A 26,290-nucleotide genomic window follows, 5' to 3' on the forward strand; every position below is an offset into this window, starting at 1 on the left:
CTAGTGTCGATCGTGTGCAGACACCCTCGGAGACGACGCGCATGAGTATGCCTGCGGCGGTGGCCTTGCTCCTCGCTGCGGCAGCCGGGCTGCTGCATGCGGCCGCGAGCGCGTACTGGGCGGTGGGAGGTCGATGGCAGCTCGCCTCGGTGGGGGACTGGGCGGTGACCCTGGCCGACGACCGACCGGTGGCGAGCGGTCTCGCGCTCGGTGTCGTCGCTGTCGTGAAGGCCGGCGCTGCTGTCCTCCCGTGGGTGACCGAGCGGGTCCGAGGCCACCGTTATCGGCAGGTCCGCGTGTGCGGGTGGTGCGCGGGCGGTGTGCTGTTCGTGTGGGGCGCAGTGTCGACGGTGTCCGCGGTAGCGGTGCTCGTCGGCGTCATCGTGCCCGACGGCGGGTACGACCGGACCGCGATGATCGGGCATGCCGTGGTCTGGGATCCGCTGTTCACGGTCTGGGGAGCAGCGCTGCTGACCGGGTTGTGGTCCACCACGCACCGGGCCACAGCGCTGACGGGAGTACGACGATGACCGCGGCACGACGAGTCGTCGCAGTGTTTCTGGGCGCCCTGACACTGCTCGCACTGTCGATCTGCCCAGCGGCCGGTCGAGGGCACGACGAGGAGTCTTTGCAGGGCCTCGTCACTCGGTGGGCCTCGGAGATCGGTGCACCGGGCATGGCCGCACGGATCGTCGACAGCGACGGTGCACGGTCTGCGGCATTCGTGGGAGTCGACGGGGACGGTCACGACATCGACGGGTCGACCCCTTTCGTCTGGGGGTCGGTGTCGAAGCAGTTCGCGGCAGCGACAGCGAGGGGCCTCAAGCGCGAGGGTGTTCTCGACGCCACAAGCCCTGTCGTCGAGGTGGTCCCGCAGGCTCGCCGAGTGCTCTCCGACCCCGCAGTGACCGTCGACGACCTCGTTCATCACACCAGCGGGCTGCCGCACGACATCACCGTCACGGACGAGTGGACCCGAAGGGGTTCCGCGACAGACGCCGTCACCGCCCTCGACGCGCCGAAGGGGGCTGGTCCTCGTGGTGAGTTCCGGTACTCGAGTCTGAACTACCTGCTCCTGCAGGCTGTGATCGAGCAGGCGGCAGGGTCCTCCTACGCGGACGCCGTGCGCCGCGTCGTACTCGATCCCGCCGGTAGTGACGCCATCACCGACCCGCAGCTGTTCGTCGACAGTGTTCCGCGGGGACACGTTCCGTTCTTCGGTTCCACCCGCCCGGTCGACGTCGGTGTCGATTCGGCGGGGTTGGGATACGGCTACCTCGCCGGTTCCATCGATGACCTGGGACGCTATGCGTCGTGGCGACTGCGGGAACGTCACGGCGGCGAAGCCCGGTATCGCGAGGTGCCGACGGCTCAGGGTTCGACCTACGGTGACGGCCTGTTCCACGAGAGGATCGATGGCCACGATGTCTGGTGGCATGCGGGTGCGGTGCCCGGCTACTACACCTACGTCTCTCTGATTCCGTCCCTGGACACAGCAATCATGTTGGCGGCGAACCGATACGGTGAGATCGAGGCCGATCGACTCGCGGCCGTCGGCCGGAACCTGACGACGTCGGTGACGGGTGGACGGACGAGCGAGCTTCCCGAGTCCTCGGCGTCCACCGTGCTCGGAGCGCTCGCTGCGATCATCGCGACGCTGGTGGTCGGCATCGGCGTTCACGCGGTCCGCATCGTCTCGGGCAGGACGCCCCAGCGGACCAGAGGAGTCGCCGTCGTGCGCGGGGTCGTGGCGGTCGGGGTAGGGACAGCGGCCGCTGTCGCCGTCCTGTTCGGACTGTCTGCGACGACCGGCGCGGGGTTGTCGGTGGCAGGCAGGTGGGCGCCGGACGTGGCTCTGCTGGTGTGGGTATTGCTCGTGGCGATCGCTGCGGCCGCCGTGGTCGACGTGTTCGGGCAGGTCGTGGGGTGCCGACGCGCCGACGTGGCCGACGGGCGGGCGGCCCGGCGGTCGGACCCGGTGCCTACGGCGTTCAGGTCACTGATGCCGCCCGCGCGACGATCGACGTAGCCTTCTGCAGAGCACTCGAGCACGGCGGCCCCATTCGTCCGATGAGGGCCGGCTGCCGGACTCGTCGATCCATCCACGGCTGGGGGGCCTGCATGACCACGTTCGAGACGACGCGTGCGATACGAGCGAGCGATCGAGAGTTGCCGCATCCGCCGAGGCGCCTGCCTGTGCTGGGAGACGTACTCGATCTTCACGTGACGGAGTCCAGCCAGTGGGGAATGCGCGACGCGCAGAAATACGGCTCGATATTCGAACGCAACGTCGTCGGCACTCGTGTCACCTACGTGTCCGGGCCCGTGGAGGTGGCTGCGGTCAACGACGAGAAGACGTGGGCCAAGTTCCTCGGTGTGCCGCTGCGGAACCTGCGTTCCGTCGCGGGGGACGGTCTGTTCACCGCCCACAACTCGGAGCCGTCGTGGGCTGCGGCGCACGCCATCCTGGCGCCGGCGTTCACGCAGTCGTCGATGCGCGGCTACCACGACGCGATGGTCGCGAAGACCACTCGGCTACTGGCGTATTGGGACGGACTCGGTGCAGACGCCTGGGTCGATGTTCCTGCGGACACCAACACACTCGCTCTCGAGATCATCGGTGACGTCGCCTTCGGGTACGACTTCGCGTCGTTCGACACCTCCGAGCCCCACGAGCTGATTGCGCGCATCTCGCGCGCCCTGCGTTACATCAACCGCGCGGCCTACTCACATCCGTTGGTGGAGGCCACCGTGTTCCGCCGTCAGCGAGACCAGCACAAGGCCGACGTGGTGGCTGTTCGCCGGATCGTCGACGACATCGTCGCAGCACGGCGCGGCAGTCGAGACGGTGGGAGCGACCTGCTCGGTCTCATGCTCGACACGGTCGATCCTGTTACCGGACAGGGACTCTCGGACGAGAACATTCGAAACCAGATCCTGACGTTCCTCGTGGCGGGGCAGGAGACGTCGGCCGGTGTGTTGGCCTTCGCGCTCCACTTCCTGTCGTTGCATCCTCAGGTCGCGGAACGAGTGCGGGCGGAGGTGGAGCTGATTCGACCCGAGGGCGAGCTTCGTTTCGAGGATGTGGGCAAGCTGCGGTATCTGCGCCGCGTCGTCGACGAGACTCTGCGGTTGTGGCCTGTGGCGCCCGGCTACTTCCGCAAGGCGCGGCAGGACACGCGGGTGGGACAGCATCCATTCGAGAAGGGGGAGTGGGTCTTCGTCGTCCTGCTGCAACTTCATCGTGACGCCGGGTGGGGCAACGATCCCGAGGCGTTCGACCCCGACCGGTTCGAACGGTCGCGGGTACCGGCGAATCTCACCGACCTGTACAAGCCGTTCGGCACCGGAATGCGGGCATGCATCGGCCGCCAGTTCGCGTACCACGAAATACTGGTCGCACTGGCGATGATCGTTCAGCAGCGGACCCTGGTTCCTGAGCCCGGCTACGTTCTGCAGGTTGAGGAGACCATCACGCTGAAACCGCGGGACTTACGCTTGCAGGTCGGCCGTCACGCACCATTCTGACGATCTCTGCTGGATTTCAGGAGGACGCTGCGTAGGGCAGCTGACGGGTTGGCTTCGTGTTGCGCGCGGGGAGCCAACCGTCAACGGTATTCCCAGACCAGGCGAGTGCCCTCGATGAAGGGTTGGTATTTCGACCACAGTGTGACGCGCATGTCGAAGGTGGTGTTGCGTTCGAGGGAGAACGCCAGTTGCTCGAGCATGGCGCTGAGTGATCTCCACAGCGGAGGCTTCCAGGGTGCGTCCGCGTCGGGGTGGATGTTGACGCACCCGTGCAGGGGGCCTGTCCGAGTGTCGACGAACAGCGTGTCGGCGTTCGACTTGGCGAAAGCCACGAACCCGGGCAGCATCATCGGCGCTGGAGATCCCGCCGGCTTTGCCAACTCTTCGTCCATGTCGATGGGCTCCCCGAATGCCGGGTTCGCGTTGAAGTCGATCCACAGTCGATGATCGCTCAGTAACCTGTCCAGGCTCAGGAGCTCGAAGCCGGGTGGTATCAAAGCGATACCGCGTTGCTCTGGAGTCGGCTCGGCGCGGTGGTAGAGATTCCGCACCTCGTCGGTCCACGGGCACGTCGCCTTCTCTGCCGCCGCGATATCCGCGTCTGTCGCACCGCGAAAACTGACGCCGATATTCGATTCGAGAATGGCCGACACCCGGGCCCACTGAATGTCGACTGAGCTCGGAGCGGGCGTTCTCAGCAATCTGGCGACATCGCCGGCATCGGCTGAGGTCAGAATGGTGGCAATCTCTGCGGCGTCGAGGTCATCGTGGGCCATCGCCCAATTCTCCCACGACCTGATTCTTCATCGCCGGATCGTGGCGGAGGCCGCTGGTTGGCGCAGAGTGTCGGTCGGCGCTTGTCGCACGTGTCGAGTGCCTGGATCTGTAGGGGTTTGTACGCTGTTGCTCGCGGTGAGTCCGTGCAAGCGTGGAACAGATGCAGACCATCACGCACCGCAGCCCGGCCCATGGCAGGCGTACCGCATCAGTGCATCCAGCTGTCTTGCCGCGACGAGACCGCCGGTGATGGGCGCGCCGCGTCCCCGCCGCGACCCGGTTCCGGAACTGGTCCTACTCGCGACCGGTGCGGCGCTGTTCGCGGTGGCCAGCGTGCTCGATCTGGACGGCCTGTTCATCGGGTCGATCTTCCTGTGCGCCTTCGCTGGACTGGCTGCATTGTTCTCCAGCAGGTTGGCCCAGCAGAGCTTGGGGACGAAGATTGCCGCGACCGTCATCGGGCTCGCAGTGACTGCGTTCGGCGCCGTGTGGATGATCACGCACGCCTCCTCGATCGAAATCTTCTCGCCCGCAGTGCTCCTGTACCCCGATGGTGGTCTGGCACTGTCGGGGCTCATCAACTCCGTTACTCACCGCGCAGCGACGAGCAGATGATGCGAGAGCCAGGTCCCCAGTTCGGCTGCGCCGGTGGGAGACCCTGCGCGTCACCAGGGCGGTCACGTTACCGGAGTGTCTATGCGGAGAGGTGAAGGTGTCGTGCATCGAGGACGTCAGGTCGGACCCGAGGGCGTCGGCCATCGCCACCACTATCGGAGCGCCCAGACATGAGAGTCAGGGTACGGCGGAACCGCCTCTCGCTTGTGCAAGAGCAGCGGGAGCGGTACCGAACGACCTACGCTTGCATATGTGGCACGTAACAGGGGAGTTTTCGATCCTGCGGACCGCGAGCTCGTCGACGAACAGCGGCAGCGGTTCGACTGGGCCATGCTGCAGAACGGCTACGTGTAGGTGTGGAGAGGTGAGCCGAGTGCCTGTGCCCGTTGCTCGCCTGGCATCGACCGGTGACGCGGGTGTCCGGCCATGACGACCGTCTTCATGCTCGACGACGAGGAATGGTGGCCGGACGACCCGAAACCTGGCGCGCTGCGTTCGCCCACGACCTATTGGGCGAGTGCATCGGAGATCGGACTACCGCGGGACGTGGTGTCCGAGGTCGCCGCCTCCATCGTCACCGTTCGGGTCGAGAGGGGTGTAGAGCGTGTCGCGAACCTCGGAGATGGATTCACGACGATGCTGGGCGCCGGACACGCACCAGTCGGTGAGGCGGTTCTGACGGGTGCTCTCGTGTGGGATCGATACTTGTGGACGGACTTTCGAACACCGACGACCGGACGTGTCCGTGTCCTGAACTTCGTGGGATACGTGGTGCAGCAGGTGACACGGCATCCGACTGTGCACGCTGGATGGAGTGTTCCCGAGCTGTACGGGCCGCTCGAGTACCGCCCTGCGGGAAGCATCGAGAGCGGCGATTCAGTCAAGTGGAGAGTCTGGCAGGTCGAGGTGACGCCGTGAGAAATGTGGCCGTCGTGTCTCGTGACGACGGCGCACGTGCAGACTCCTACATCGGCTCGTGACCACATGCTGATCGATGGCACTTTCGAGTACTCAGAGGACCGATGTGGGAACGTACCTTGTCGAAACGTGCCTTTACGTCGATATCGAGGTGACGAGGTCCGACGATGAGACCATCGCCGTGTACACGGACGAGCCGCAGACCACCGCGTCGATTCGACGCACAGGCGAGAGAAAGCGCGACACACCTATCGGAACGCGGAGCGAATCGGCCCTGGAAGCGTTCGTCGACGGCCGCGAAGTCGTGATGATCCCCGGGTTCGGGCGACTCCTGAAGAAGTCCTACCGTGTCCGGATCGAGTTCGATCGACGAGTGCTCACCCTCGCTGCCACGACCCTGAACGACAGCAGGTTTCTCGACGGCTCCACGGACACTGGTCGAAACGCGTTCGGCGACCTGACACTGGCGCACGACAGTATCGAGATTGCCTGGGCAGTCCCGTTCCAATTCATGAGCCAGACCATCGAACCGCCTGTCCCGTCGCGCGAGGACGTGCTGGTGGCAGTCTGCGCCGCGGCAGCGTTCGGCACCGGCGGGCTGTCCCTCAGCACGATTGCGATGGGCTTTATCGAAGCTGTGCTCCCGTGACGTCGCGAGGAAAGGGTCCCGCCGCGATCAGGCTGATCGCGATCCCGCTGAGAATCAGTACGCCGAAGTTGTCGATCGGGATCACCGGGTCACTCGATGTGTACTGGGCGCGTTCGTAGAAATAGCTCTGACCGAACTGGTACACCGACAACACCGCCAGGACAACCGCGGCCCGCCTGTTGCGCCACCGCGACGCGAAGAGCACCGCCGCGACAACAGCTTCGCACGCAGCCATGACGGCCAACGCTGTCCACAACGACGCCTCGAAGATTCCCAGCCCCGTCCACGTCAGAACGGTGACGCAGACAAGCCCTGCAATCAGGTACATCTTCATTGTTGTCCTCCAATTCCTTCCCCCGGCGTAGTCGCCTCGCGTCACCCGAGAAGGGTGTGTGCTGCCGGCGTAACGCTCGCAGGTGATCGCAGCCGAGGACAGAGTAGGAACCCCCATCCCTGCGCACAGATCTGGTGAGTCACCTGCCTCATGGAGGGGCTGGCAGCACAGCACTCTCACCACGCTTCGGTCTAGAGGCGGTCAGTCGGTCGGGTGTGAGGTAGGCGGCGGTGTGGCCTCGGCATTCTCGAGGTCGAAACTGGCGGATTCGAGGCTCAGCCGGCGAATCTCGAGTAGCACTCGCTCGATGACGACGGTTCCCACGATCATGGTTTCGACAGCGGCCGCACGGTCTTCCTTCGCTCTGGCGTAGGCCACTTCGCCTCTCGCTGCGGACTCGGCATGGTCAGCCGCAGCGTCGAAATCGGTCAGCGACACCGGGAACCCGAAGCGGCGCATCGTGGTGATCAGTTCTGCCAGTCGGTGATGCGCAGGCGCAACTGGATCGAAATGCCAGTGTCGCTCGGTCAACCATGCCGTGACCTCGTCGTGCGCGGCAGTCAGGTCGGGGTCTGCGCCGTGTGGGTCAAGACCGTCGTCCAGGCCGTGCATCACGGCACCGAAGGTCTCGTGCATGGTCACCGTGTCATCGTCGACGGCGGCCAAGGTGGCGCGGACGCGTGCGAGGGAGAGTTCGCCGATCTCGGTCATCGAGCGGATGAGTCTGAGCCGGCGCACGTGTGGCTCTCCGTAGTCCGCCTGATTGGTCGCCGTTCTGACGCCGCTCTGGAGAAGCCCTTCGCGTAGGTAGTACTTGATCGACGAGATGGGCACGCCGGAACGCGTACTGAGTTCAGAAACCTTCATGATGAGAGCCTTGACATCACGATCAGAGACTAGCACTATCCATTATAGATACTGAAGGTGTCCATAATGATCGAGTCGCGATGCTCACCTGGCGCCGGTTCTCTGTGGGGCGCCCCATCCGAGCACCCGACCATCGAGTTCGCGGTTCGCATGCGCGGCGACTCGCTACCGCCCTTGGAGGATTGCATGGTTGCACTGCCCTGGCTCGCAGGCCCACAGGACAGGAACGAACTCGACGACTCTGTCGTCATGGCGTCGAGATTCGAACTCGCGTCCCCCCGCCATGTTCCGCAATTCCTGGTCGCATCGCTGCGCATACATCGTCAGGTGCGCCGATCGGACGGGGCGATCGGTGTCGCCCTGATCGCACGGCCACTACGCCGAGAGTTCTACACGCTGAGCGCCTGGCGCGACCGCGACGCGATCGATGCGATGGTGTCCACCGAACCGCACCGCTCGATGATGAAGGCTTTCCGGAAACAGACTGCGGATGCGGAGTTCACGTTCTGGACAACCTCGTCCTCGATTCGTCCGAGTTGGACGGACGCTCACAGCAGGCTCGGCAGAAGACGTGGTCGTCGGTGACAGGCGGTCCGTCGCACGGTCGTTTCCCACCCAGTCGAGGGTTCGTTCAGACGATCTCGTGTACGTCGCCATCCTGCATCCAACTGGGTATCTTGCGGGGGTGACGGTGCGGGGCATGGTGTTCTTCGATATCGACGGCACGTTGGTCCCGTCGATGTCGAGTGGCAGTTTCCTGGCAGCGCGACTGGGCCACCAGAAGGTGCTCGACAACGCCGAGCTGCGCTGTGCCGCCGACGAATTGACGAATGAACAGGTCAGTGTCATCGATGCCGAGGGCTGGCGCGTCTTCGATGCCGACACTGTGGACCGCTGGCTCGAGGAGTTGCCGCTGATCAGTGGAATCGACGAGGTGACGGCGTGGTGCCGCAGTCGTCTGATGGAGCCGGTTCTCGCGTCGTTGGCGTGGCAGCCGGTCGGTGACTCGATCGCGACACGTTTCGGCTTCACGCCCAACGGTGGTCCCCGCGTGGGGATGTCGGGATCGACGTTCGACGGCACTGTGGCCGAGCACTTCGACGAGTACGACAAGCGGGACCGAGCGGTTGCCCTCGCGGCAGAACGGGGCGTGCCGCTGCGTCACTGTTGTGCCATCGGCGACAGCAGATCAGACATCCCGCTGTTCGAGGTGCGCCCGACATCACTTGCGCTCAATGCCGGTGTCGCCGCCAGGCAGGCCGCGACCTTCTCGATCGTCACCGAGGATCTGACGGACGTGCTGCCCTGGCTGGAGGAGTGGGAATGCGGGTTCGACTGACCCTGCGCCGTCCCGCATCTCACCGTGGGAACTCGTTCGGCTCACCGGGCGACAGGCGTACTCGAGGGTGGTCCGAGTTCTCGCCGTGCGGGTGCGATCGCTGAAATCGAGATCTCTCGGGTGGTCGTGGACGACTACCCGTCGGGTCGACTACGAGCGGACCTCGTTCCTCGCCCGGGCATACCGCGACGGTGTCACGCCGAACTCGTGGGCGAAGGCAGCGATGAACCCGCTGCTGGTGCTGTAACCCACTGCGCCGTGTCGGCGAGGTGTGTCCCCGCTCGAGAAGGTCGGCCGCAGCGATCATTCGAGCGCGTGTCCGCCAGCATCCGTAGGTCAGTCCCGTATCGGCGGCGAATGCTCGCCGGATCGTTTTCTTACTGACTACGGCACCAACAGGAGCTTTCAGCGCTACACGAGAGCGATCAACGCTTTCGCCGCGGCCCTGGACAATTCCACCGTGTCGGAAGGACAGTAGAGCCGGACTGCCCGGACGCACCGATGCGTCACGTACGGCGTTCGCTCTGTCCGAACACACGTCGACGAACGACGGCGCCGGCGACACTACACACCGCAGCGCAGACAAGGCCGCTCGCGACGGCGACGCCCGGTGCGAGGGAGGTCAATCCCGCAACGAGTGACACCCATGCGAGGACCACTGCGCCGGTCTCCAGGCGCGCCGCCAGGACTGGCCCTGTTCTCCGTCTGTGCGCCGACACCGCCTTCAGGTACAACCCGTAGGCGGCATAGACCGTGGTGTACGCACCGATGCAGAACGCGAACACACCCACCGCGAACCACCCGGGGACAACGTCGTAGGGAGCGTCGCCGAGGGCGGACACTGCGACGACCGAGATGGGCACCACCAACGCCGTTCCGATGTACAGGAGGACGGCGAGGCCCAGCACCGAATCCTTGGGCGACGACGTCCACGACATCGCACCACTGTAACCAACTGATCGGTCTAGATCGTGCTCGCCGCTGCCGCGCATGGGCGGGTCACGGCGTGTCCGTGCGAGACCTGACCGAGAGAATCGCCGCGACCACTGCTCCGACCAGCAGGAGGAGGACCACGTCGTCGCTGCGATCGGCCGCCGACGTGCCTCCCCAGGTCGCCACGCGCACGATCACCGCAAGTAGGTAGAGGCCGATCGCGGCGGTGCGTGGATTTCCCATGACGGCACCGTATGCCTGTATCGACGCCGCATCAACGCCGAAGGCGAATGAGTGGCAGCGCACGAATGGTCTATCGCTCGACGGTGTCAGATCCGGTGCGCTGCCCCCTGGGAGAACTTTCGGCCGAATGTGCCGATCCTGCTGCGGGTATCGGCACCGACTCTTGCGCTGCGTCGCGGGACGTGTCATTCTCGGACGCATGACAACCGGAAAGGCGGACACCGCCACCCTCGCGTGAGCGCCGCAGCAACACCCTTCGCGGTCAGGGCAAGAACCGCATCGTCATCGATTCATCAGATGGCATCCGTACCCACGTTGCGGGACACGTGGCTCGCGCTGGGTGTGTCCACTCTGCCGTCCGACAGGCCGACCGCCGAGGCCGCCGTAGCGGATCTGTACAGGCATGCAGGGTTCCGTTGTCCCGAGTTCGTGTGGGTACCGTCCCCACCGGCCGGCGCCGAACTGATTGTCTCCGAACAGTTGTCGAGTACGAACTCCCTGACGTCCGGTGCTGCCGCTCGAATCGCGTCGACCGTCTCACGGTCACGCGAACGCATGGACAACCGCACGGGCTGGGTGTCGCGACGATGGCCTTCCGACAGTCGCTCACTCTGGGCTGCACGCACGCAGCCACTGGCGGAGTCCGCGCGGCAGGGGATCGCGCCCGACGAGTTGCTGCGCATCGCGGTGTGGGATTCATTGCGCACGAGCCTGTTCGATGGAGTGGCGGCCGCTGTGCGGTCACTCGTTCAGCGACCGACGGGAAGCGTGGCGTGGTACGGGCAGCAGGAAGCTCACCGGCTCGCGTACTACGACATCCATCGCACACTGGGCATCTCTGCCTTCCGCGGTACGGATCACGCCATCCTCGATACCCAGACAGCCCTCGCGGGGGCGACCGGCTGGTGGTGGGCATTCGACAGTGTCTGCGTCATGTCCGAGCGACCTGGAATTCTTCAGACCGAACCTCTTCCGGGAGCGGTGCACAACGAACGGCGACTGCACGGACAGAACGAGCCCGCCGTCCAGTTCACCGACGGACGATCCGTTCATGTCGATCACGGGACCATCGTTCCCGAGTGGGTGATCGCCGAACCCACCGTCGAGCGCATCGCACGCGAACGGAACATCGAGGTACGCCGGTGCGCCATCGAGCGCATCGGGTGGGACGTCTACATCGACGAGGCCGGACTCGAGCTCGTCGACCGGACGGACGATCCGGGGAATGCCGGCGCCCCGCTGTCGCTCTACGCCACGCCGACCAGCTGGGTGGACGACGGCCGAATCCTGCTCGTGGTCAACGGTTCTGTCGAGCGGGACGGTCGGCGGCGACGCTACGGGTTGCCGGTTCCGAACGGCATGACGTCCGCGCTCGACGCCGCCGGATGGACCTACGGCATCACCGGCGACGACTACTCCTGTCTCGTGCGCCGCACGTGACCACATTCCGACGACCCGAGGTGACTTCGATGACCACGACCATGACTTTGTCCACACTCACGGCCCTGACCGGCCTCGACGTCTTCGACTATCTCGATCGAGACGTGTCGATACCCGTCGTCGACGGGCTTCAAGCTCAGGGCGACCTGATCGTCGTGCCGCGCCCGATGATCGTCCACGTGCAGGCATTTCGGGGCACGCGGTCCGACGACGTGCCCCTCACCGGCGTCGAACTGCTTCGCAGCGCCGCCGGCGGCAACCCCCACAGCCTCGTCTGCGAGGAAGGCCACTGCATGTGGTCCACTCCGGTGTTCGATCCGAACGGCCTTGCGTTGGGCATCCTCGACACCGAGGTCACGGCGTACCTGATTCACCCCGAACACGGTGCGACAGGAATTGCGCCCGGCTCCTACGTCATCAGCAGGCAACGCGAGCGTGGAGTGGGTCGGCACTTTCGATCGGCGCGGTTGGTCGCGGATTGACGCACGCGACCAGCCAGGGGCGCGGCTGACACCGCGCCCCTGGTGACGACAGGATCAGTCGGTGACGGCCACGAACTCGTTCGGAGTGACGTCGAGTTCGCTGCTGACGGTGACGTCACCGGTGGTCAGATCCACGGCGTGGATGCTGTCGGTGTCCGGTTCGGTGACGTAGGCGGTGTCGCCGGTGATGGAGATGCCGGGGTGTGCGTCCTGGTACTCGCTGGGGCCTTCCCACTCACCGATGACAGGGTAGGAAGCGGTGAACTCGCGCGTCTCGGGATCGAAGACGTGCAGGGCGCCGTCGGTTCCGATGATGTAGGCCTTGTCGTCGGGTCCACGGGAGACCCCGCGCCAGGTGTACTCGGCACCGTCGGGCATCTGGACGACGTCCAGCGTCTTCGCCACGGTGTCGATGACGGTGACCGCCTGCAGCAGTGAGCCTTCCGCGTCTGCGTCGTTCTTGTAGTCGCCGACGACCAAGGGGCTGGTCTCGCTGACGTACGCGTTGCCCGTACGCCCGTAGGGCTGGTCCGGAGCGTCGAGCTTGGTGATCTCGCCCTTGTCGTAGACCAGGACACCGTTCTCGCAGCCGAATACGACGATCTCGTTCTGTGCCGTTCCCTCGCCGTGGACGCCGGGGCACTGATCGTTGCGCGCGATGACCGCACCGGCGGCATCGCGCACCTCGATACCGGTGCGTCCGTTGGCATTACCAACAGTGGTGAGGAACGTGCCGTCCTCGAGAACGACCGAGACTCCGTGATGCGCCTCCACACCGGGAATGCTCTCCACCTCGGGGAGACCGTCGCTCGACTCCAGTGCTGCCGTGTCGAAGATCGTGGTGTCGCTGGTACCGTCGGCGTACAAGATTGTCTTGCCGCCGTGCCGGACGACATGGCCCGCCTTCTCCGCCTCGAAGACCGTGTCCGTGAGCTGTGGTGCGTCCGTGGTGCCCGCGGCGGTGTCGAGTACTTGGAAGCCCTTGCTCGTGGTCACCATGACGTTGCGCCCGTCGCCGGCGAGGTTGAGGCGTGTGTAGTCCTCGGAGTCGAAGTCCGCGACGGTCTCGAGGGTGGCGGCGTCCAGCACCTGTACGCCGCCGTCGTAGGAGACCGCGACACGAGGGCCGGCCTGCATCGCTGCGGTGGTGCTCGTGGTGGAGTCGGCGGCGGTCGTGGTGGTTCCGGAGGAGCACGCCGCGAGAGTGACGACCGCGCCGAGCGCGAGCACAGTGGAGCCTGCCCGCCGGAAGTGATTGAGACGCATGTGAATCCTTTTCTGTGTGGGAACGATACCGATCAAGGGGAGAGGCCGGCGGCGATGCGTTCGGTGTTGACGCGCATCATCGTCAGATAGTCGGGGGCGCCGCCGTCGGGACCGGTGAGCGACTCGGTGAACAACTGCACGACGTCCACGCTGATGTCGGCTTCACTGGCGAGTGCCTGAACGAGTCGGTCGGGCGAGGACGATTCTGCGAAGACGGTGCGGACACCGGTGGAGTCGACGGCATCGACGAGATCGGACAGGTCGGACGCCGACGGTGCGGCGAGGGTGGTGCCGCCGGGAATGACCGCCCCGACGACCTCGAAGTCGAAACGGTCAGCGAGGTAACCGAAGACATGGTGGTTGGTGACGAGCGCACGCCGTTCGTCGGGGATCGCGGCGAACGAGGCGGACATCTCCTCGTCGAGACTCTGTAGCTGTCCGCGGTACTCGGCCGCTCGTGTCGACATGGTGGCCGGATCCACTCCGTCGAGATCGCCGAGCACCGGTTCCAAGGCATCGACGACGGCGATCATGCGGGCAGGATCGGTCCAGAAGTGGGAGTCCGGGCTGCCCGCCGCGTCGCCCTCCCGGTAGTCGAGCACGTCGATGACGTCCCCGGCGACGAACGTCGGAACCTTCTCTGCGGCTGCGGCGTCGAGATGCTGCTGTAGCCCCTCCTCCAATCCCAGCCCGTTCGAGACGACGAGGTCCGCCGATCGCAGACGCGCGCCCTCCTGCGCGGAGATCTCGAACGAGTGTGGGTCGGCGTTCGGCTTCATCAGCGTCACGACCTCTGCCTCGTCGCCGACGAGTTCCTCGACGACGTCGCCGAGGATGTTCGTGGAGACCATGACCACCGGACGGTCGTCGGCTGTCGCCGAACATCCAGCGAGAAGGGCCACCACAGCCACTGCCGCCGCGGCCAGGAGACTGCCCGTCCGGTGTCCTCGCATCATCAGCGTCCCGTCTCGGCCGTGAAGGCCGGTTCGGACGCGGTCTCGAACGTGCGGGAGACGCGGGCGTCGTCGGCGTAGTCGATCTCGTACAGCTTCCGTTCGGTGGGCGCGCTGAGGTAGGCGCGCTGCTGGTCGGCGATCAGAGTGGGTGTCCCACCGGCGGACAGTGATGCGGCGACGAGCGCGCCCGTCTCGGCAACGACCGAACCGTCGGCTCCGTCCAGTACGAACACGCGGCCGTCGGCTGTGAGGCCGAGAACGTGGTTCTCGCTGTCGTCGACCGCCGACACATGCGTCAAGCGAGTGGGAGCGGGAAGGAGCGTCCACGACCTCTGGCGGGTGTCGAGTAACCAGATGCCCTGATCGCCGGCGAGGCCGGCGACGGTGGGGCGGCCCTCGCGATTGTCGAACGACGTTGCGGGAGGGGCGGACACGTCAGTCGGGTACGGGATCTTTTCCACTGTGAGTTCGTCTCCGGTGGCGGACGCGAGCAGCGCGCCGTCGGAGCAGCCGATCACGGTGCCGACACGCGTGGTGATGGTGCCGGCGGCGTCGGGGCACGACTCGGCGAGACCGGTGCGCTTTCCGTCCGAGGTGTGTCCGACGATTGTCCGTGAGGGGCCGACCCCGTCGGTGACGAGGGCGAACGATCCGACGGGCACGACCATGCCGTCTCCCGGCGGGTTCTGCAGCCGGAACGACTCGGAGATCTCGCCCTTCGACAACGCCGCGGTGTCGAGCAGGACGGCGTCGCCGGAGTCGGGGAAGTAGAGCCCGGTTCCGCCCGAGGTGGATTGATTCGACGTGGCCACGGTCGCGTCGCCGGCGCCCTCGACGGTGCCGAGGAGCCGGGGTTCGGCGCGGTAGTAGTGGAAGTGGTCGACGTGGTCCCAGGTCCAGACGCCACTGTCCACGATCTCGATTCCCGCGTCCGTCGCGGCGAACAGGTAGCGTCCGTCGGTGCTCATCGCCTCGGGTGCACCGATGTTGCCGAGGTCGGACACCGATTCGTCCAGTAGGTCCAGGTGCGAGATCGAGCCGGTGGGATCGATGGTCGTGAGGCCGAGTCGTGGCTCGGCGAGTTCCGCGGCGTCGGCGATCGCTCCGTGGCCTTCGGCGGGTACCTCGTCGGCGGGGATCGTCGGAGCCTGCTCGGTGGAGCACGCGGTCAGGCCGACGACGAGGGCGAGAGCGGTGGTCGTGATGTGTTGTCGCACAGTGTCCTTTCGGGTGGATCGGGTCGGCCGGTGTCAGACGGAGAGCGCCGGCGCTGATGTCGTGCGTCCGATCGACGCGGTCGCCGCCCTTGCCGCCACCGACAGGCCCGACAGCGCGATCGCCGTCGCGGCGACCGTGGCGCCGGCCGCCGTGGCCGCGTGCCACGAGATGAGCAGACCGACGAACACCGACAGCACACCGATCGAGGCGGCCGCCACCATTCGAGTCGGTATCCGAGTGGTCCACTGCCCGGCGGCGACGGCAGGTGCGAGCAGGAGTCCGACGACCAGAAGCGAGCCGACAGCCTGGTAGGAGGCCACGACAGCAAGCGTCACCAGGGCGACCAGAGCAGCCTGTGCCGCGCGGGGAGCAAGGCCCAGTACCGACGCGATGCGGGGATCGAGCGCGAGCGCCACCAACGAGCGGTGGAAGCCCGCGGCCACCGTCATGCCGACCACCACAGCGACGGCCAGGAGTGCGATGTCCACGGACGTGATGGCCAGGATGTCTCCGAACAGGATGGACGTGGCATCGGTGGCGAAGCTTCCCGAATGGGAGATGATGATGACTCCCAGTGCCAGCATCGAGACGAACAGCATGCCGATGCTCGTGTCGTAGGAGAGGGATCCGCGACGCTGGAGCGCAGCGATGCCGAGGCTCATCACGACCGCGCTGAGCGCGCCGCCCACCAGCGCGGGCGCCCCCAGGACCGTCGCCAGGGCGACCCCGGGCAACATCCCGTGCGCGAGGGCTTCTCCCAGAAAAGCCATGCCGCGGATGACGACCCACGTACCGACGACCCCGCACAGCACCGCCACGAGTGCGCCCCCGACGAGGGCGCGTTGCACGAAGGCGAGCGAGAAGGGCTCGACGAGCGCCTGAATTGTCACGCTTGGGATCGTAACGATAGTGCTAATGGTTTTCAAAGTCGTTAAGGTGAGTCCATGAGCCAGATCGACACGACCCGACTCGCTGCTCGGCTGCGCAGTGCCCGCGTGGAGTTCGACAAACACGTGGCCATCGACGGGGTCGACCTCGATGTCGTCGCGGGAGAGGTGACGGCGATCGCAGGTCCGAACGGTGCCGGCAAATCCACACTGCTGGAGATGATCGCGGGAACGCGTGCGCTGACGTCCGGCACCCGAGTCGCGACGCGGGCACTAGGATTCGTTCCACAGCGCGCGGCGGTCCCGGACCGACTGCCGGTGACGGTGCGGGACGTCGCGACGGTCGGCGTCTGGGGCGGGAGGCGGGCGTGGCGCCGTCTCGATGCCGAGTCTCGCCGTGTCGTCGACGACGCGCTCGATCGCCTCGGTATCAGCGAGCTCGCAGACAGGCCCTTCTCCGCGTTGTCAGGCGGTCAGAGACAGCGGGCGTTGCTCGCGCAGGGCCTTGCGCGTCGCGCTGATCTTCTGCTTCTCGACGAACCCACGACGGGTCTGGACGCGACGAGCGGGGATCGCATTCGGGACGTCATGAGGGCTGAAGCCCGGCGCGGCGTGGCAGTCGCCTGCGTGTCTCACGATCCGCTCGTGATCGACATGGCCGATCGGGTCGTGAAGCTCGAGGCGGGGCGGGTGGTCCGCTGATGGGCGTTCGAGTGTCACCGATCGACCGTGGATGCCGAACGGGTCATCGATTGTGGACTGTCGCCCCCGTCCACCGGGGTCGGAAGTCCACGACCGCTACGACTCAGGAGGGGTTCTGCTGCTTGTGGTTCCGACGGTCGACACGTGCTGCAACCCCCGCTGCGACGACGGCCGCGCACATCGCCACCACGACCGCGAGTACCGAGCGGGAACCCACGGTCCCGGGGTCGAGAACGAGAATCGGGTCGGCACCAACCGTCCATCCGAACTCGTACGGACGGTCCGGAGGAGCGGACAGTGTGACGACGGCGAGCATGGTCGGGATCAGCAGGCCCACGGAAGTGATCGTCGGATCGGACGGTCGGGACGACAGTAGCGAATAGACGATGGCAGCAGGCAGGACCACGGCATACCCGACGGTGGACACGAGGCCGTACGGGAACAGAGCCGACGCGCAGACGAGCGCGAGGATGCAGCAGCCCACCGGAGTGGAGGGTGCCCACCGCGCTGCGAGGGCGCCGACGGTGAAGCCGGCGATCGCGAGGAGAACGAGCCACCACGCGTTCCACACCATTCCTCCGACGAAGGTGCAGGCCACGGCAAGCCCTGCGCACAAGAATGCACCGCTGTCCGCGGAACCGATGGCTGCCCCGACGATCACGACGACCGTCGCTGCCGCGGCCACTGTCCACTGACCGACGGACGCACTGTAGTCACCGAGGAGCGCGTACACGACCCACAGCAGACCGACCGCAGCGGCCATGCGCCAGTGCACAGTTCGGGGACCACGGGTCACGACGTGCGGCATCGAGATCGTGCTCGCGAGTAGCACTGCGGTCACCACGAGCACCGGGATCGGCACGACCGGCTCGGGGAAGAATGCGTCGCCCGGCAGACTCACCGACCATCGGAAGTGGTCCGGATACTGCTGCGCAACGAGTGGGGAGAAGCGGTAGGCCGATGCGGCTCCGAGAGCCAGAGCGACGAATGCGGTGCGACTGGTGTGGGCCAGAGTCACCGCCGTGACGAGGATCAGTCCGGATCCGACACCGGCCACAGTCACGGACCACGCCGTGGAGATGTCGACCGCCGCCGGCGTCGCCAGGACGGCGGTGCCCGCCGCGCCGACACCGGTGATCAAGCCCCGCCGCGAGTGAGTGAACGCCACACGGACAGCCGTCAATACCACCACGACTGCGACGACGCCGGCCCACGCGGGACTGAGGAACACAGAGCTGACAGGAGAGTCGCGCTCTGCCACCATCAGATCGGTGGGCGGGGTGGACATCACCGCGAGACACGCTGTGAAGGCGCCCGTTCCGGCGGCGGCGCTCGCCCGAGGGTCGTACTGTCGCCACTGCACGGCGACCAAACTACCGCGGTGACACACGGAGGCAGCGATGAGTACCGACCACGAGCAGCCGGACGACCCACGCGCCCACTGGCGCGTTCTGCCGCAGACGGTGTCACCGACAGACGACGGAGTGCAGACGCAGACGACGCAGGTCGATCTCGATGTGCCGCCGTCGTTCGATCCGATTCAGGGAATGGTGCGCACGTACCGCTGACGACGGCCGCTGCCGCCGGCCGACTCAGTCCCGGCGACCCACCACCGGGTTGAGCTCGGACTCCGCGAGTCCGCCGGGCTCGATGCCGGGGAGGAACTCGCGCCACGTGCCGCTGATCAGGGTCGGCGATTCCACGACACGGGTGCCGTCGGCGAAGTACGTGGTGGCGAGTGCTCGACGCGGCTGCGTCGTCCGGTTCGGGCCCGCGGTGTGGAAGCACAGCGCGGAATGGAACGACACGTCTCCCACCGCGAACGGCTCCGCTTCCACCGCGACGTCGCGCTGGAGGAAGCGTTGGGTGACGGCCTCGTCGTACGACGTGCCGACCTTGTCGAACTCCAGATCGGCGACCTCGTCCAACACGTCCCGGCCGCGGGCGAAGGACAGCGGACCCATCCGGCCCGGGATGGCCGACATCGGCATCCACGCGGTGACGGCGTCGGTGGTCTGCAGGGGGAAGTGTTCGGCGTCGTGATGCCACGGCGTGCGCCCGCAGCCGGGCTCTTTGGACAGCGCATTGTCGTGGTACAGGCGAACTCCGGGCACGTCGAGCAGTGCCGCAGCCAGACCGCCGATGCGGGGCGAGAGCGCCACGGTGCGCATCAGGTCGTCGTGGAGCCACATCTGCTCGAGCGCGGTGAATCGCCCGGCGACGTCGTCACCGTGCTCCGCGCGCAGCAACTCCTCGAGTCGCTCGGCGAGGCGGCGCACCACCGCCGGCGACAGCACTGCGGGCAGTCGCACGAAAGCCTGCCGTGCGAAGGCCTCGACGGAAGCGGGATCGAGGGCGTAGGGCTCGGCCAGCTCGCGCTCGATCTGCTCGTCCGTGGCGGCCTCGACATCGGGCAGGCCGGGACCCTCGACCAGTTCGGCGGGCGCCGCATCGTTCGCGGCCAGGGTGACGTACCAGTCCCACCAGTCCTGATCGTCGCCTGCCCAGTCCTGATCGATACCGCCGTCCCGGTTCTGTTCGGGCAGGCGATCATTGGTGGTCGAGTCGTTCAGAGCCACAGCAGCGCCGCCTCGTGCGAGAAGGTGTAGGAACCGGACGCGTCGCGGCAGGAGGCCAGGTACTCGCCCAGCACCGGAGCGGCTTCCATCTCCTCCAGCGACACCGAGTCGTCGAACGCGCAGCGCTGGAGAAAACCTTCGGCGATGCCACGGTCGGAGGTACCGGTCGTGTAGGTGACGCGCTGATCGCCTACGTCCGCGCCGGCTTGTGTCAGTGCGTCGCGCACCTGCTCGGCGGTCGTGTACGGCGTCGCCTCGCGCACCCCGGCGCGGAAGGCGTCGTAGAACGCGAGGTAGTGCGAGGCCGCCGTGGCCTGTGCGATCAGGCCCAGGCCTCCGGGAGCCAGTGCGGCCACGAATCGTTCTGCCGCAGCGTCCAATTCGTCCGGCGGCAGTGCGTAGAGAGCGTGGGTGGCCCAGACGACGTCGTAGCCGGCGTGATCCGCGGGGAGGTCCTGCAGGGTCATCACCAGGTCGTGCCGGGCCGCGAACGGCGCTTCGAGCGCGCCGCGTGCCTCGGCGACGGAGAACGCGGACGGGTCGAGAAGGTCGTAGGCCAGCTCGGGAACCGCCGACAGGTCTGTGTAGCGGCGCAGCGCGGTGGGGAACTTTCCGCTGCCGCACGCCACGTCGAGCAGCGACCAGCCCTCGTGCGCGCGGTCGCTGAGGAGCGTCGGCCAGTCGGCGGCCAACGCCAGCTGCCGGTAGTCCTCGGTCGCGAGAGCGTAGAACGCCTCCATGCCCGTGCGACCGGCTTCGCTCCAGTGCTCGAGGCTGCGCTCTGCTGTGTCTCCACTGCTCATGTCACTCCTCCTGAAAGGAGCCGACCGCAACACACCGGATGAGGCGTCGTGATTGACTCGTATCTGATGTCCAACATAGCTGCGCCACCGCCCACCGAGCTCGCCGCAGTGCTTCTCGACGGTGTGCGCGCCGTGCGGCGGGGAGCTCCGGCCCTGGCCGGCCTCGAACCCGACTCCTACGCCCGCCTGCATTCCGCTTTCGAACTGCTCTCCGATCAGCGCGATCTGATCGCCGAGCACCTTGCCGGCAGGCTGGGTACCAGGGGGGACGGACCGATCTCGGTGCTGTCCGTGGGATGCGGTGACGGCGTGCTGGACGTCCGTCTCGCCGCCGGTCTGGTGTTGGCGGTGCCAGGGCGCCCCGTGCGGTACGTCGGAATCGATCCGTGGATCGGCAGTGTCGAGCGCTTCACCGCCACGATGGCCGCGCTGGGTGCCGACGAGCTGAGTGCCGACGGCCACGTGGCGTCGTTCGGTGACTCCCCGGTGGACGACGAGACCTTCGACGTCGTGATGTTCGTGCACTCGATGTACTACGTCGCCGATGTCGGGGCGACCCTGCGCGCTGCTCTCGCGCTGCTACGTCCCGGCGGCGAACTGTGGGTGGCCGTCGCACCGTCGGCCGAGCTGAACGCGCTGGTGGGAGTTCTCGCACCTCCGCTCGAGGGTCATCGACAGTGGTTCAGCGGTGACGTCGGAGACGCCTTCGTCGACGCCGGGATCGTCGTCGACGACGTGGCCACTCTGCACGCGCTGGTCGATCTGGCGTCCGCGAGCGACGAGGTGCTCGACTTCGCGGTGCAGGCCAGGCTGACCCCCGATCTACAGGGCCCGGTGCGGGCCTACCTCGACGCGGTGTCGGTCCCCGGCGCGGACGGAGGCCTTCGAGTGCCGCATCCGGTGGACGTGTTCACCGCGTCCCGTCACTGACCCCGTCCCGCAGTGCGTCGTCGATCGTCTCGCCCACGGCAGCCGCGCCCACGGCGGTCATGATCGTGCCGGCATGATCGAGGCCGTCCAGTGCTCTGACGGACGTCAGCTCGAGAGCGTCGATGTCCTGCGGCGAGTACATCGGCGGAGACCCTGCCCCGACGCTCCACTGCGCGTGCAGGAATCGGATCGGCACCGTCAGGTCGCGGAACCGCGAGTCACCGAAGAAGACGTCCGTGGCGTCCGCGACGACCGCATCGGTCGACAGCCGGATCGCACCGTCGGCCAGATCATGAGCGGCGTACTCCCGGAGGAGCGGATCGTCACGGTCCAGCAGCGGTAACGACGTCGACACCAGGAAGTCGAGGTAGTCGTCGAGGTCGTCCCATCGCTGCCGCGTTCGCGCGATCCTGTCCTCGAACACGGCCGCGACGGTGTCTCGGGTGAGACCGGCAGGCGGTTCCACCGGCACGCCTCCGTCGACGAGAACGAGACTCTTCGCTCTGGACGGGAACCGGGCTGCGAATTCCACTGCGGCGAATGCACCCATCGACATGCCGCACACGTGCACGGAGTCGAGTCCCAGGGCCTCGAGAACGGCGTCCAGATCGTCCGCGTGACGGGCGAGCGACGACGCGCCCGTGACGTCGACGCTGTCACCGCGGCCGCGGAGGTCCGGCGCGACGAGCGTCAGGTGTGGCGCCTCCGCGTGCAGCCAGTTCCACAGCATGCGCTGGCTGGACACCCCGTGGATCACGAGGATCGGATCGGAGCTGCCCGTGAGTGTCTCGACGGTGATGTGTCCGCCCGACACCGGTACTCGTTCGACGGTCATGGTGCAGACACTAGGAGGTCGGACCCCGTGATGACGGTGGAAGTACGTGCGCTGCACGTTTCGCTGTCCGATTCGGGTCACGGTTGTACCGTCGCAGAGTCACGAGGCCACGAGGGACGCACCTCGACGGCCACACACCGTCGAAGAAGGGGCCTCATGCCCGACACGTCACCGCGCAGGCACCACGAGATCGTCATCGTCGGCGGAGGCTTCTCCGGCCTGGGTACCGCTATCGCGCTCCGCAAGGCCGGTTTCGACGATCTTCTCATCGTCGACGACGGTGACGGTCCCGGCGGCACGTGGCAATGGAACACCTATCCGGGCGTGGCGGTCGACATTCCGTCCTTCAGCTACCAGTTCTCGTTCGCTCAGCGATCCACCTGGTCGCGCAGCTACGCCCCCGGCCGCGAGTTGCGTGCCTACGCCGAGCAGATCGTCGACGAGTACGGCCTGGCGCCTCATCTGCAGTTCGGCACGCGCGTACACGGGGCCTCGTTCGATGCGCCGTCCGCGACGTGGTCGATCTCGACCAGCGCCGGCGACGTGACGGCACGCTGGTTGATCCACGCGGGCGGGCCGCTGAGCCAGCCCAAGCTCCCCGACATCGAGGGCATCGACACCTTCGAGGGCGCGACGATGCACACCAGCCGGTGGAACCACGAGGTCTCGCTGGCCGGTAAGCGGGTCGGCATCATCGGTACCGGCGCGACGGCGGTGCAGGTGGTCCCGGAGATCGCACCGGAGGTGGACCATCTGACGGTGTTTCAACGCACGCCCATCTGGTGCCTGCCGAAGCCGGACTTCCCGCTCGGCCGAATGGGACGCGCGAGTCTCGAGACAGTCCCCGGAGTCCGGCAGATCGCCCGCCTGGCGAGCCAGGCGTTCGTCGAGGCGACGTTCCCGGTGCTGGCGCACTTTCACAAGTGGGTTCCCGCCACCGCGGCTCTCCAGGTCGCCGCGCGTCGGTACATCGCCGCACAGGTACACGATCCGGCCACACGGGACGCCCTGACTCCGACCTACGCGCTCGGGTGCAAACGGCCGAGTTTCCACAACTCGTATCTCTCGACGTTCAACCGGGACAACGTCTCTCTGCAGACGACGTCCATCGAGGCGATCACGCCCGGCGGCATCCGCACGAGCGACGGCGTGCAGCACGAGCTCGATGTGTTGGTCCTCGCCACCGGATTCAAGGTCACCGACAGGGACGCACTGCCGACGTATCCGCTCACCTCCGCCGACGGCACCGATCTGGCGGAGCACTGGGACGCCGAGAGGTTCCACACCTATCAGGGCGTCGCGACGGCGGGCTTTCCGAACTTCTTCACCGTCTTCGGCCCCTACGGATACAACGGCGCCTCGTTCTTCACCCTGGTCGAGAACAGTGCCGCGCACATCGTGCGTGTCCTGACCGAGGCTCGTCGACGCCGGGCCACCTTCGCCGAGGTGACCTCGGCGGCGCAGGAGCAGTACATGAGCGCGATACTGGCACGTCGGTCGTGGCAGGTCTTCACCGATCCGACGTGTGCCGGCGCCAACAGCTACTACTTCACCGCGAACGGGGACGTGCCGTTCCGGGCGTCGACCACTCCCGAGGCGGCATGGCGCAGCCGCCGATTCCCCCTGGCCGACTACGCCTTCGGTGGACGGGCGGGCTGATCGCCGCCGAGGTCGAACTCAGCTCGCGCGCAGAGCCGCGACGACCGGCGCGAACATGGTGGTCTTGATCGCGCCGAGGGTGCCGCGGTCCTTGCCGGCAATGGGCGTGATCCGCTCGATCGCGGCACCGACGACCTCGTCGTCGGGGGCGATGGCGTCGACGAGTCTCGCGGCCAGTGCGTCGTCGCCGCCGTAACGGTGCCCCGTGGTCATCGCGACGACGGCGTCCTGCGGTGACAGCTTCGCCTGGATCAGCGCCGCCATGCCCGGGGTGAAAGGAATGTCGATGTCGACCTCGGGGAAGCAGTAGTAACCGCGATCGGCTCGCATGGTGCGGAAGTCGTGCGCCAGAGCGAACATCGCGCCGGCGCCGAAGGCATGGCCGTTGACGGCGGCGACGGTGGGGAGCGGGAACGTCAGGATGCGGGCGAACAGAGCGTGCACGCGGCCGACGTACCAGTCGGCGCGCTCGCCGTTGGCCATGAGCCAGTCGAGGTCGAGTCCGTTGGAGTAGAACTTTCCGGTGCCGACGGTGACGAGTCCGCGGGCGTCGGCTTCGACCGTGTCGAGCTGGGCGCCGACGGTGTCGAGCCAGTCCGGGGAGAAGCGATTCTCGTCGTCCCCGAGGGTGAGGACGGCGATGCCGTCGCGGAGGTCGAGGGTGGCGGTCATGAGGAGGCCTTTCGTCTGGGCGGGGCGTGATCCGTGGTCGGTGGGGGCAGGGCGAGAATGCCGCGGACGGCGGCGGCGAGTCGTTCCCGGGCGGCGATGTCGGGTGATGTGGTGCCGCGCAGCAACAGTGCTGTCGGGAGCCCGACGACGCAGTCCTTGACGACGGCGACGCTCTCGCGATCGGCGCGGTTCCACAGGGCTCGGGAGAGTTGGACGAGCAGTGCGGCCAGTGTCTCGTCGAGGGTGCGCAGGTCTGCGGCGACCTCGTCGGGCAGGTCGTCGGTGCCCAACAGCTCTCGCCGCGAGACAGTCATGAGAAACCGTGCTGCGACGGGTGATTCGGCAAGGAAGGCAGCCGGTGCGTCTGCGGCTGCCACGACGGCCCGGACGGCGGAGTCACGTCCGGGTCGGTGCTCGAGTGCCGTGGTCACCGCATCGTTCTGCAGAGTGAGCATCCGACGTGCGTCACGGACCCACACTCGTCCGAGGAGGCCCGCTCGTGACCCGAACGCGTGATAGATGGCGCCGTTGGAGATCGAGGTGCGCTCCGACATCGCGCGGATCGTGACGGCGGAGGCGCCGGAGTCGACCGCCAGCGACTCGGCGGCGTCCATCAGCGCGTCGAGGTCGTGGAGGCGGGGGCGAGGCACCACCGAACCATACCAGAGCATGTGCTCTGTTACGGCACGGTGGTCGCCGGCGGGCTGCCTCAGGCGGGTGGTCGGTAGCCCGGGGGATTGGGCTCGTCGACCCAGATGTCGACTGCGAGATCGCCTCCCGGCGTGCAGTCGTATGCCGACAGGTCGGTCACGCCCGACTCCAGCAGGACGTCCTCGCACAGCAGAGTCTGTCCCGTGTAGTCGCGGGCCGGTCTGCTCAGCACCGCGTACGCCGCGTCCGCGTAGATCTCGGGCTTCCGTGCCTCGCTCATCGCCTTGTCGCCGCCGAGCAGGTTCTGCACCGCGGCGGTCGCGATGAACGTGCGAGGCCACAGCGTGTTCGATGCGATGCCGATCTCCCGCATCTCCTCCGCGATTCCCAGGGCGCACAACGTCATCCCGAACTTGGCCATCATGTAGGGGGTCGGCACGAGCCACCGTTGTTCGAGGCGCAAGGGCGGTGAGAGCGTGAGGACGTGCGGGTTGTCGCGGCCCTTCATGTGGGGCAGGCACGCCTGCGACACGGCGTACGTCCCGCGCACCTGGATGCCGTTCATCAGATCGAACTGTTTGAGAGCAACCTCGTCGATGGATCCGAGGTTGATCGCCGAGGCGTTGTTGATGCAGATGTCGATGCCACCGAACTGCTCCACGGCGGCGCCGACGGCGGCCTGCACCGCCTCGCCGTCACGAACGTCTCCGACGATGGGCAGCGCCTGCCCGCCCGCCTCCTCGATCTCCGCGGCCGCGGTGTACACGGTCCCGTCGAGCTTGGGGTGGGGTTCGGCAGTCTTGGCCAGCAGCGCGATGGTGGCGCCGTCCGCTGCGAGGCGCTTCGCGATGGCCAGCCCGATGCCGCGGCTGGCCCCGGAGATGAACACGGTCTTACCCGAGAAAGTCATGAGGCATCCGTCCTTCGTCGATGTCGCGGTGAACGGTGAGTACCGCGGACTCCTCGGACCGTAGCAGAGCGGATGCTCGGTTACTCGAACCCCGATC

Annotated in this window: 30 protein-coding genes; 14 read left to right on the forward strand and 16 right to left on the reverse strand. The window is 66.8% G+C overall.

The genetic code is table 11. The annotated features are described in order from the left end of the window. Nucleotides 1-41 precede the first annotated feature (41 nt). The 3 genes from OG947_RS17310 to OG947_RS17320 all read left to right on the forward strand — a co-directional run bounded on the left by OG947_RS17310 (nt 42) and on the right by OG947_RS17320 (nt 3,528). Entirely contained in the window at nt 42-530 is a 489-nt protein-coding gene (locus OG947_RS17310; RefSeq protein ID WP_328812480.1) for a DUF3995 domain-containing protein, read from the forward strand. Then, the gene (locus OG947_RS17315; RefSeq protein ID WP_328812482.1) at nt 527-2,029 is read left to right on the forward strand and encodes a serine hydrolase domain-containing protein; all 1,503 of its coding nucleotides are present in this window, start codon (nt 527-529) and stop codon (nt 2,027-2,029) included. Before OG947_RS17310 ends, OG947_RS17315 begins: the two co-directional genes overlap by 4 nt. Nucleotides 2,030-2,121: 92 nt before the next feature. Next, a complete protein-coding gene (locus tag OG947_RS17320; protein ID WP_328812483.1) occupies nt 2,122-3,528 on the forward strand; it encodes a cytochrome P450 in 1,407 nt (468 codons plus the stop codon). An 80-nt stretch (nt 3,529-3,608) separates the two neighbouring features. Here the strand turns inward: OG947_RS17320 and OG947_RS17325 are convergent, their stop codons facing one another. Then, nucleotides 3,609-4,304, reverse strand: coding sequence for a hypothetical protein (locus OG947_RS17325; protein ID WP_328812484.1), 696 nt, complete (start codon nt 4,302-4,304; stop codon nt 3,609-3,611). A 247-nt stretch (nt 4,305-4,551) separates the two neighbouring features. Between OG947_RS17325 and OG947_RS17330 the strand changes: the two genes are divergently transcribed. The 3 genes from OG947_RS17330 (at nt 4,552) to OG947_RS17340 (ending at nt 6,487) form a co-directional block, all read left to right on the forward strand. Continuing rightward, on the forward strand, nt 4,552-4,920 hold the full coding sequence (locus OG947_RS17330; RefSeq protein WP_328812486.1) for a hypothetical protein: 369 nt from the start codon (nt 4,552-4,554) through the stop codon (nt 4,918-4,920). A 426-nt stretch (nt 4,921-5,346) separates the two neighbouring features. After that, nucleotides 5,347-5,838, forward strand: coding sequence for a hypothetical protein (locus OG947_RS17335; protein WP_328812488.1), 492 nt, complete (start codon nt 5,347-5,349; stop codon nt 5,836-5,838). A 106-nt stretch (nt 5,839-5,944) separates the two neighbouring features. Further along, entirely contained in the window at nt 5,945-6,487 is a 543-nt protein-coding gene (locus tag OG947_RS17340) for a hypothetical protein (protein WP_328812489.1), read from the forward strand. Here OG947_RS17340 and OG947_RS17345 read toward each other — a convergent pair. Both OG947_RS17345 and OG947_RS17350 read right to left on the reverse strand, forming a co-directional pair. After that, nucleotides 6,465-6,821: a hypothetical protein gene (locus tag OG947_RS17345; protein ID WP_328812490.1), complete on the reverse strand. Its 357-nt coding sequence runs from the start codon at nt 6,819-6,821 to the stop codon at nt 6,465-6,467. The genes OG947_RS17340 and OG947_RS17345 overlap by 23 nt on opposite strands. A gap of 201 nt (nt 6,822-7,022) precedes the next feature. Beyond that, the gene (locus tag OG947_RS17350) at nt 7,023-7,688 is read right to left on the reverse strand and encodes a MerR family transcriptional regulator (RefSeq protein ID WP_328814055.1); all 666 of its coding nucleotides are present in this window, start codon (nt 7,686-7,688) and stop codon (nt 7,023-7,025) included. A gap of 186 nt (nt 7,689-7,874) precedes the next feature. Here OG947_RS17350 and OG947_RS17355 point away from each other — a divergent pair, with 186 nt between their 5' ends. Together OG947_RS17355 and OG947_RS17360 are read left to right on the forward strand one after the other, a co-directional pair. After that, the gene (locus tag OG947_RS17355; RefSeq protein ID WP_328812491.1) at nt 7,875-8,273 is read left to right on the forward strand and encodes a DUF3291 domain-containing protein; all 399 of its coding nucleotides are present in this window, start codon (nt 7,875-7,877) and stop codon (nt 8,271-8,273) included. Between the two features lie 115 nt (nt 8,274-8,388). Then, a complete protein-coding gene (locus OG947_RS17360) occupies nt 8,389-9,027 on the forward strand; it encodes an HAD family hydrolase (protein WP_328812492.1) in 639 nt (212 codons plus the stop codon). A 506-nt stretch (nt 9,028-9,533) separates the two neighbouring features. Here OG947_RS17360 and OG947_RS17365 read toward each other — a convergent pair. Beyond that, a complete protein-coding gene (locus OG947_RS17365) occupies nt 9,534-9,965 on the reverse strand; it encodes a hypothetical protein (protein WP_328812493.1) in 432 nt (143 codons plus the stop codon). 61 nt (nt 9,966-10,026) lie between these two features. Then, nucleotides 10,027-10,203: a hypothetical protein gene (locus tag OG947_RS17370; protein WP_156380573.1), complete on the reverse strand. Its 177-nt coding sequence runs from the start codon at nt 10,201-10,203 to the stop codon at nt 10,027-10,029. Nucleotides 10,204-10,500: 297 nt separating this feature from the next. Here OG947_RS17370 and OG947_RS17375 point away from each other — a divergent pair, with 297 nt between their 5' ends. Both OG947_RS17375 and OG947_RS17380 read left to right on the forward strand, forming a co-directional pair. Then, nucleotides 10,501-11,643 carry a DUF6745 domain-containing protein gene (locus tag OG947_RS17375; protein WP_328812494.1) on the forward strand — a complete coding sequence of 381 codons (1,143 nt, stop codon included), beginning with the start codon at nt 10,501-10,503 and terminating at the stop codon, nt 11,641-11,643. Between the two features lie 29 nt (nt 11,644-11,672). Beyond that, nucleotides 11,673-12,125 (forward strand): hypothetical protein, encoded by a 453-nt coding sequence (locus OG947_RS17380; RefSeq protein ID WP_328812495.1) that lies wholly within the window; start codon nt 11,673-11,675, stop codon nt 12,123-12,125. A gap of 54 nt (nt 12,126-12,179) precedes the next feature. On the opposite strand, the gene aztD is transcribed toward OG947_RS17380, so the two are convergent. From aztD to aztB, 4 genes are read right to left on the reverse strand one after another with little or no spacing between them, the layout of a single operon-like run. Beyond that, entirely contained in the window at nt 12,180-13,391 is a 1,212-nt protein-coding gene (aztD, locus tag OG947_RS17385; RefSeq protein WP_027505542.1) for a zinc metallochaperone AztD, read from the reverse strand. A gap of 32 nt (nt 13,392-13,423) precedes the next feature. Next, nucleotides 13,424-14,347 carry a zinc ABC transporter substrate-binding protein AztC gene (gene aztC / locus OG947_RS17390; RefSeq protein ID WP_328812496.1) on the reverse strand — a complete coding sequence of 308 codons (924 nt, stop codon included), beginning with the start codon at nt 14,345-14,347 and terminating at the stop codon, nt 13,424-13,426. Further along, complete coding sequence (locus tag OG947_RS17395; RefSeq protein WP_328812497.1) at nt 14,347-15,564, reverse strand: ABC transporter; 1,218 nt, start codon at nt 15,562-15,564, stop codon at nt 14,347-14,349. Before OG947_RS17395 ends, aztC begins: the two co-directional genes overlap by 1 nt. 33 nt (nt 15,565-15,597) lie before the next feature. Beyond that, a complete protein-coding gene (gene aztB, locus OG947_RS17400) occupies nt 15,598-16,455 on the reverse strand; it encodes a zinc ABC transporter permease AztB (protein ID WP_231476305.1) in 858 nt (285 codons plus the stop codon). A gap of 54 nt (nt 16,456-16,509) precedes the next feature. Between aztB and aztA the strand changes: the two genes are divergently transcribed. Beyond that, nucleotides 16,510-17,154, forward strand: coding sequence for a zinc ABC transporter ATP-binding protein AztA (aztA, locus tag OG947_RS17405; RefSeq protein WP_027505546.1), 645 nt, complete (start codon nt 16,510-16,512; stop codon nt 17,152-17,154). A gap of 103 nt (nt 17,155-17,257) precedes the next feature. Here the strand turns inward: aztA and OG947_RS17410 are convergent, their stop codons facing one another. After that, nucleotides 17,258-18,517, reverse strand: a complete 1,260-nt coding sequence (locus tag OG947_RS17410; RefSeq protein ID WP_328812498.1) for a hypothetical protein — start codon at nt 18,515-18,517, stop codon at nt 17,258-17,260. 37 nt (nt 18,518-18,554) lie between these two features. Between OG947_RS17410 and OG947_RS17415 the strand changes: the two genes are divergently transcribed. After that, a complete protein-coding gene (locus tag OG947_RS17415; RefSeq protein ID WP_222638522.1) occupies nt 18,555-18,722 on the forward strand; it encodes a hypothetical protein in 168 nt (55 codons plus the stop codon). Between the two features lie 24 nt (nt 18,723-18,746). Here OG947_RS17415 and OG947_RS17420 read toward each other — a convergent pair whose 3' ends face one another. Both OG947_RS17420 and OG947_RS17425 read right to left on the reverse strand, forming a co-directional pair. Then, nucleotides 18,747-19,733: a phytanoyl-CoA dioxygenase family protein gene (locus OG947_RS17420; RefSeq protein WP_222638521.1), complete on the reverse strand. Its 987-nt coding sequence runs from the start codon at nt 19,731-19,733 to the stop codon at nt 18,747-18,749. Then, nucleotides 19,724-20,536 (reverse strand): class I SAM-dependent methyltransferase, encoded by an 813-nt coding sequence (locus tag OG947_RS17425; protein WP_328812499.1) that lies wholly within the window; start codon nt 20,534-20,536, stop codon nt 19,724-19,726. Before OG947_RS17425 ends, OG947_RS17420 begins: the two co-directional genes overlap by 10 nt. 48 nt (nt 20,537-20,584) lie before the next feature. Here OG947_RS17425 and OG947_RS17430 point away from each other — a divergent pair, with 48 nt between their 5' ends. Further along, complete coding sequence (locus tag OG947_RS17430) at nt 20,585-21,466, forward strand: class I SAM-dependent methyltransferase (RefSeq protein WP_162246787.1); 882 nt, start codon at nt 20,585-20,587, stop codon at nt 21,464-21,466. Here OG947_RS17430 and OG947_RS17435 read toward each other — a convergent pair. Next, nucleotides 21,447-22,301: an alpha/beta fold hydrolase gene (locus OG947_RS17435; RefSeq protein ID WP_027505550.1), complete on the reverse strand. Its 855-nt coding sequence runs from the start codon at nt 22,299-22,301 to the stop codon at nt 21,447-21,449. The two genes, OG947_RS17430 and OG947_RS17435, sit on opposite strands and share 20 nt — an antisense overlap. Nucleotides 22,302-22,457: 156 nt before the next feature. On the opposite strand from OG947_RS17435, the gene OG947_RS17440 reads away from it, so the two are divergent. Continuing rightward, a complete protein-coding gene (locus tag OG947_RS17440) occupies nt 22,458-23,960 on the forward strand; it encodes a flavin-containing monooxygenase (RefSeq protein ID WP_056448723.1) in 1,503 nt (500 codons plus the stop codon). Nucleotides 23,961-23,978: 18 nt separating this feature from the next. Here OG947_RS17440 and OG947_RS17445 read toward each other — a convergent pair whose 3' ends face one another. Genes OG947_RS17445 through OG947_RS17455 form a run of 3 tightly spaced genes read right to left on the reverse strand, consistent with a single transcriptional unit; the run spans nt 23,979 to nt 26,193 of the window. Then, nucleotides 23,979-24,632: an enoyl-CoA hydratase-related protein gene (locus OG947_RS17445; RefSeq protein ID WP_307092084.1), complete on the reverse strand. Its 654-nt coding sequence runs from the start codon at nt 24,630-24,632 to the stop codon at nt 23,979-23,981. After that, nucleotides 24,629-25,282, reverse strand: coding sequence for a helix-turn-helix domain-containing protein (locus tag OG947_RS17450; RefSeq protein WP_308115411.1), 654 nt, complete (start codon nt 25,280-25,282; stop codon nt 24,629-24,631). The genes OG947_RS17445 and OG947_RS17450 overlap by 4 nt, the downstream gene beginning before the upstream one ends. A 59-nt stretch (nt 25,283-25,341) precedes the next feature. After that, a complete protein-coding gene (locus OG947_RS17455; protein WP_082544688.1) occupies nt 25,342-26,193 on the reverse strand; it encodes an SDR family oxidoreductase in 852 nt (283 codons plus the stop codon). Between the last annotated feature and the right edge of the window lie 97 nt (nt 26,194-26,290).

The sequence above is a fragment of the Rhodococcus sp. NBC_00297 genome (assembly GCF_036173065.1).
GTDB lineage: Bacteria > Actinomycetota > Actinomycetes > Mycobacteriales > Mycobacteriaceae > Rhodococcoides.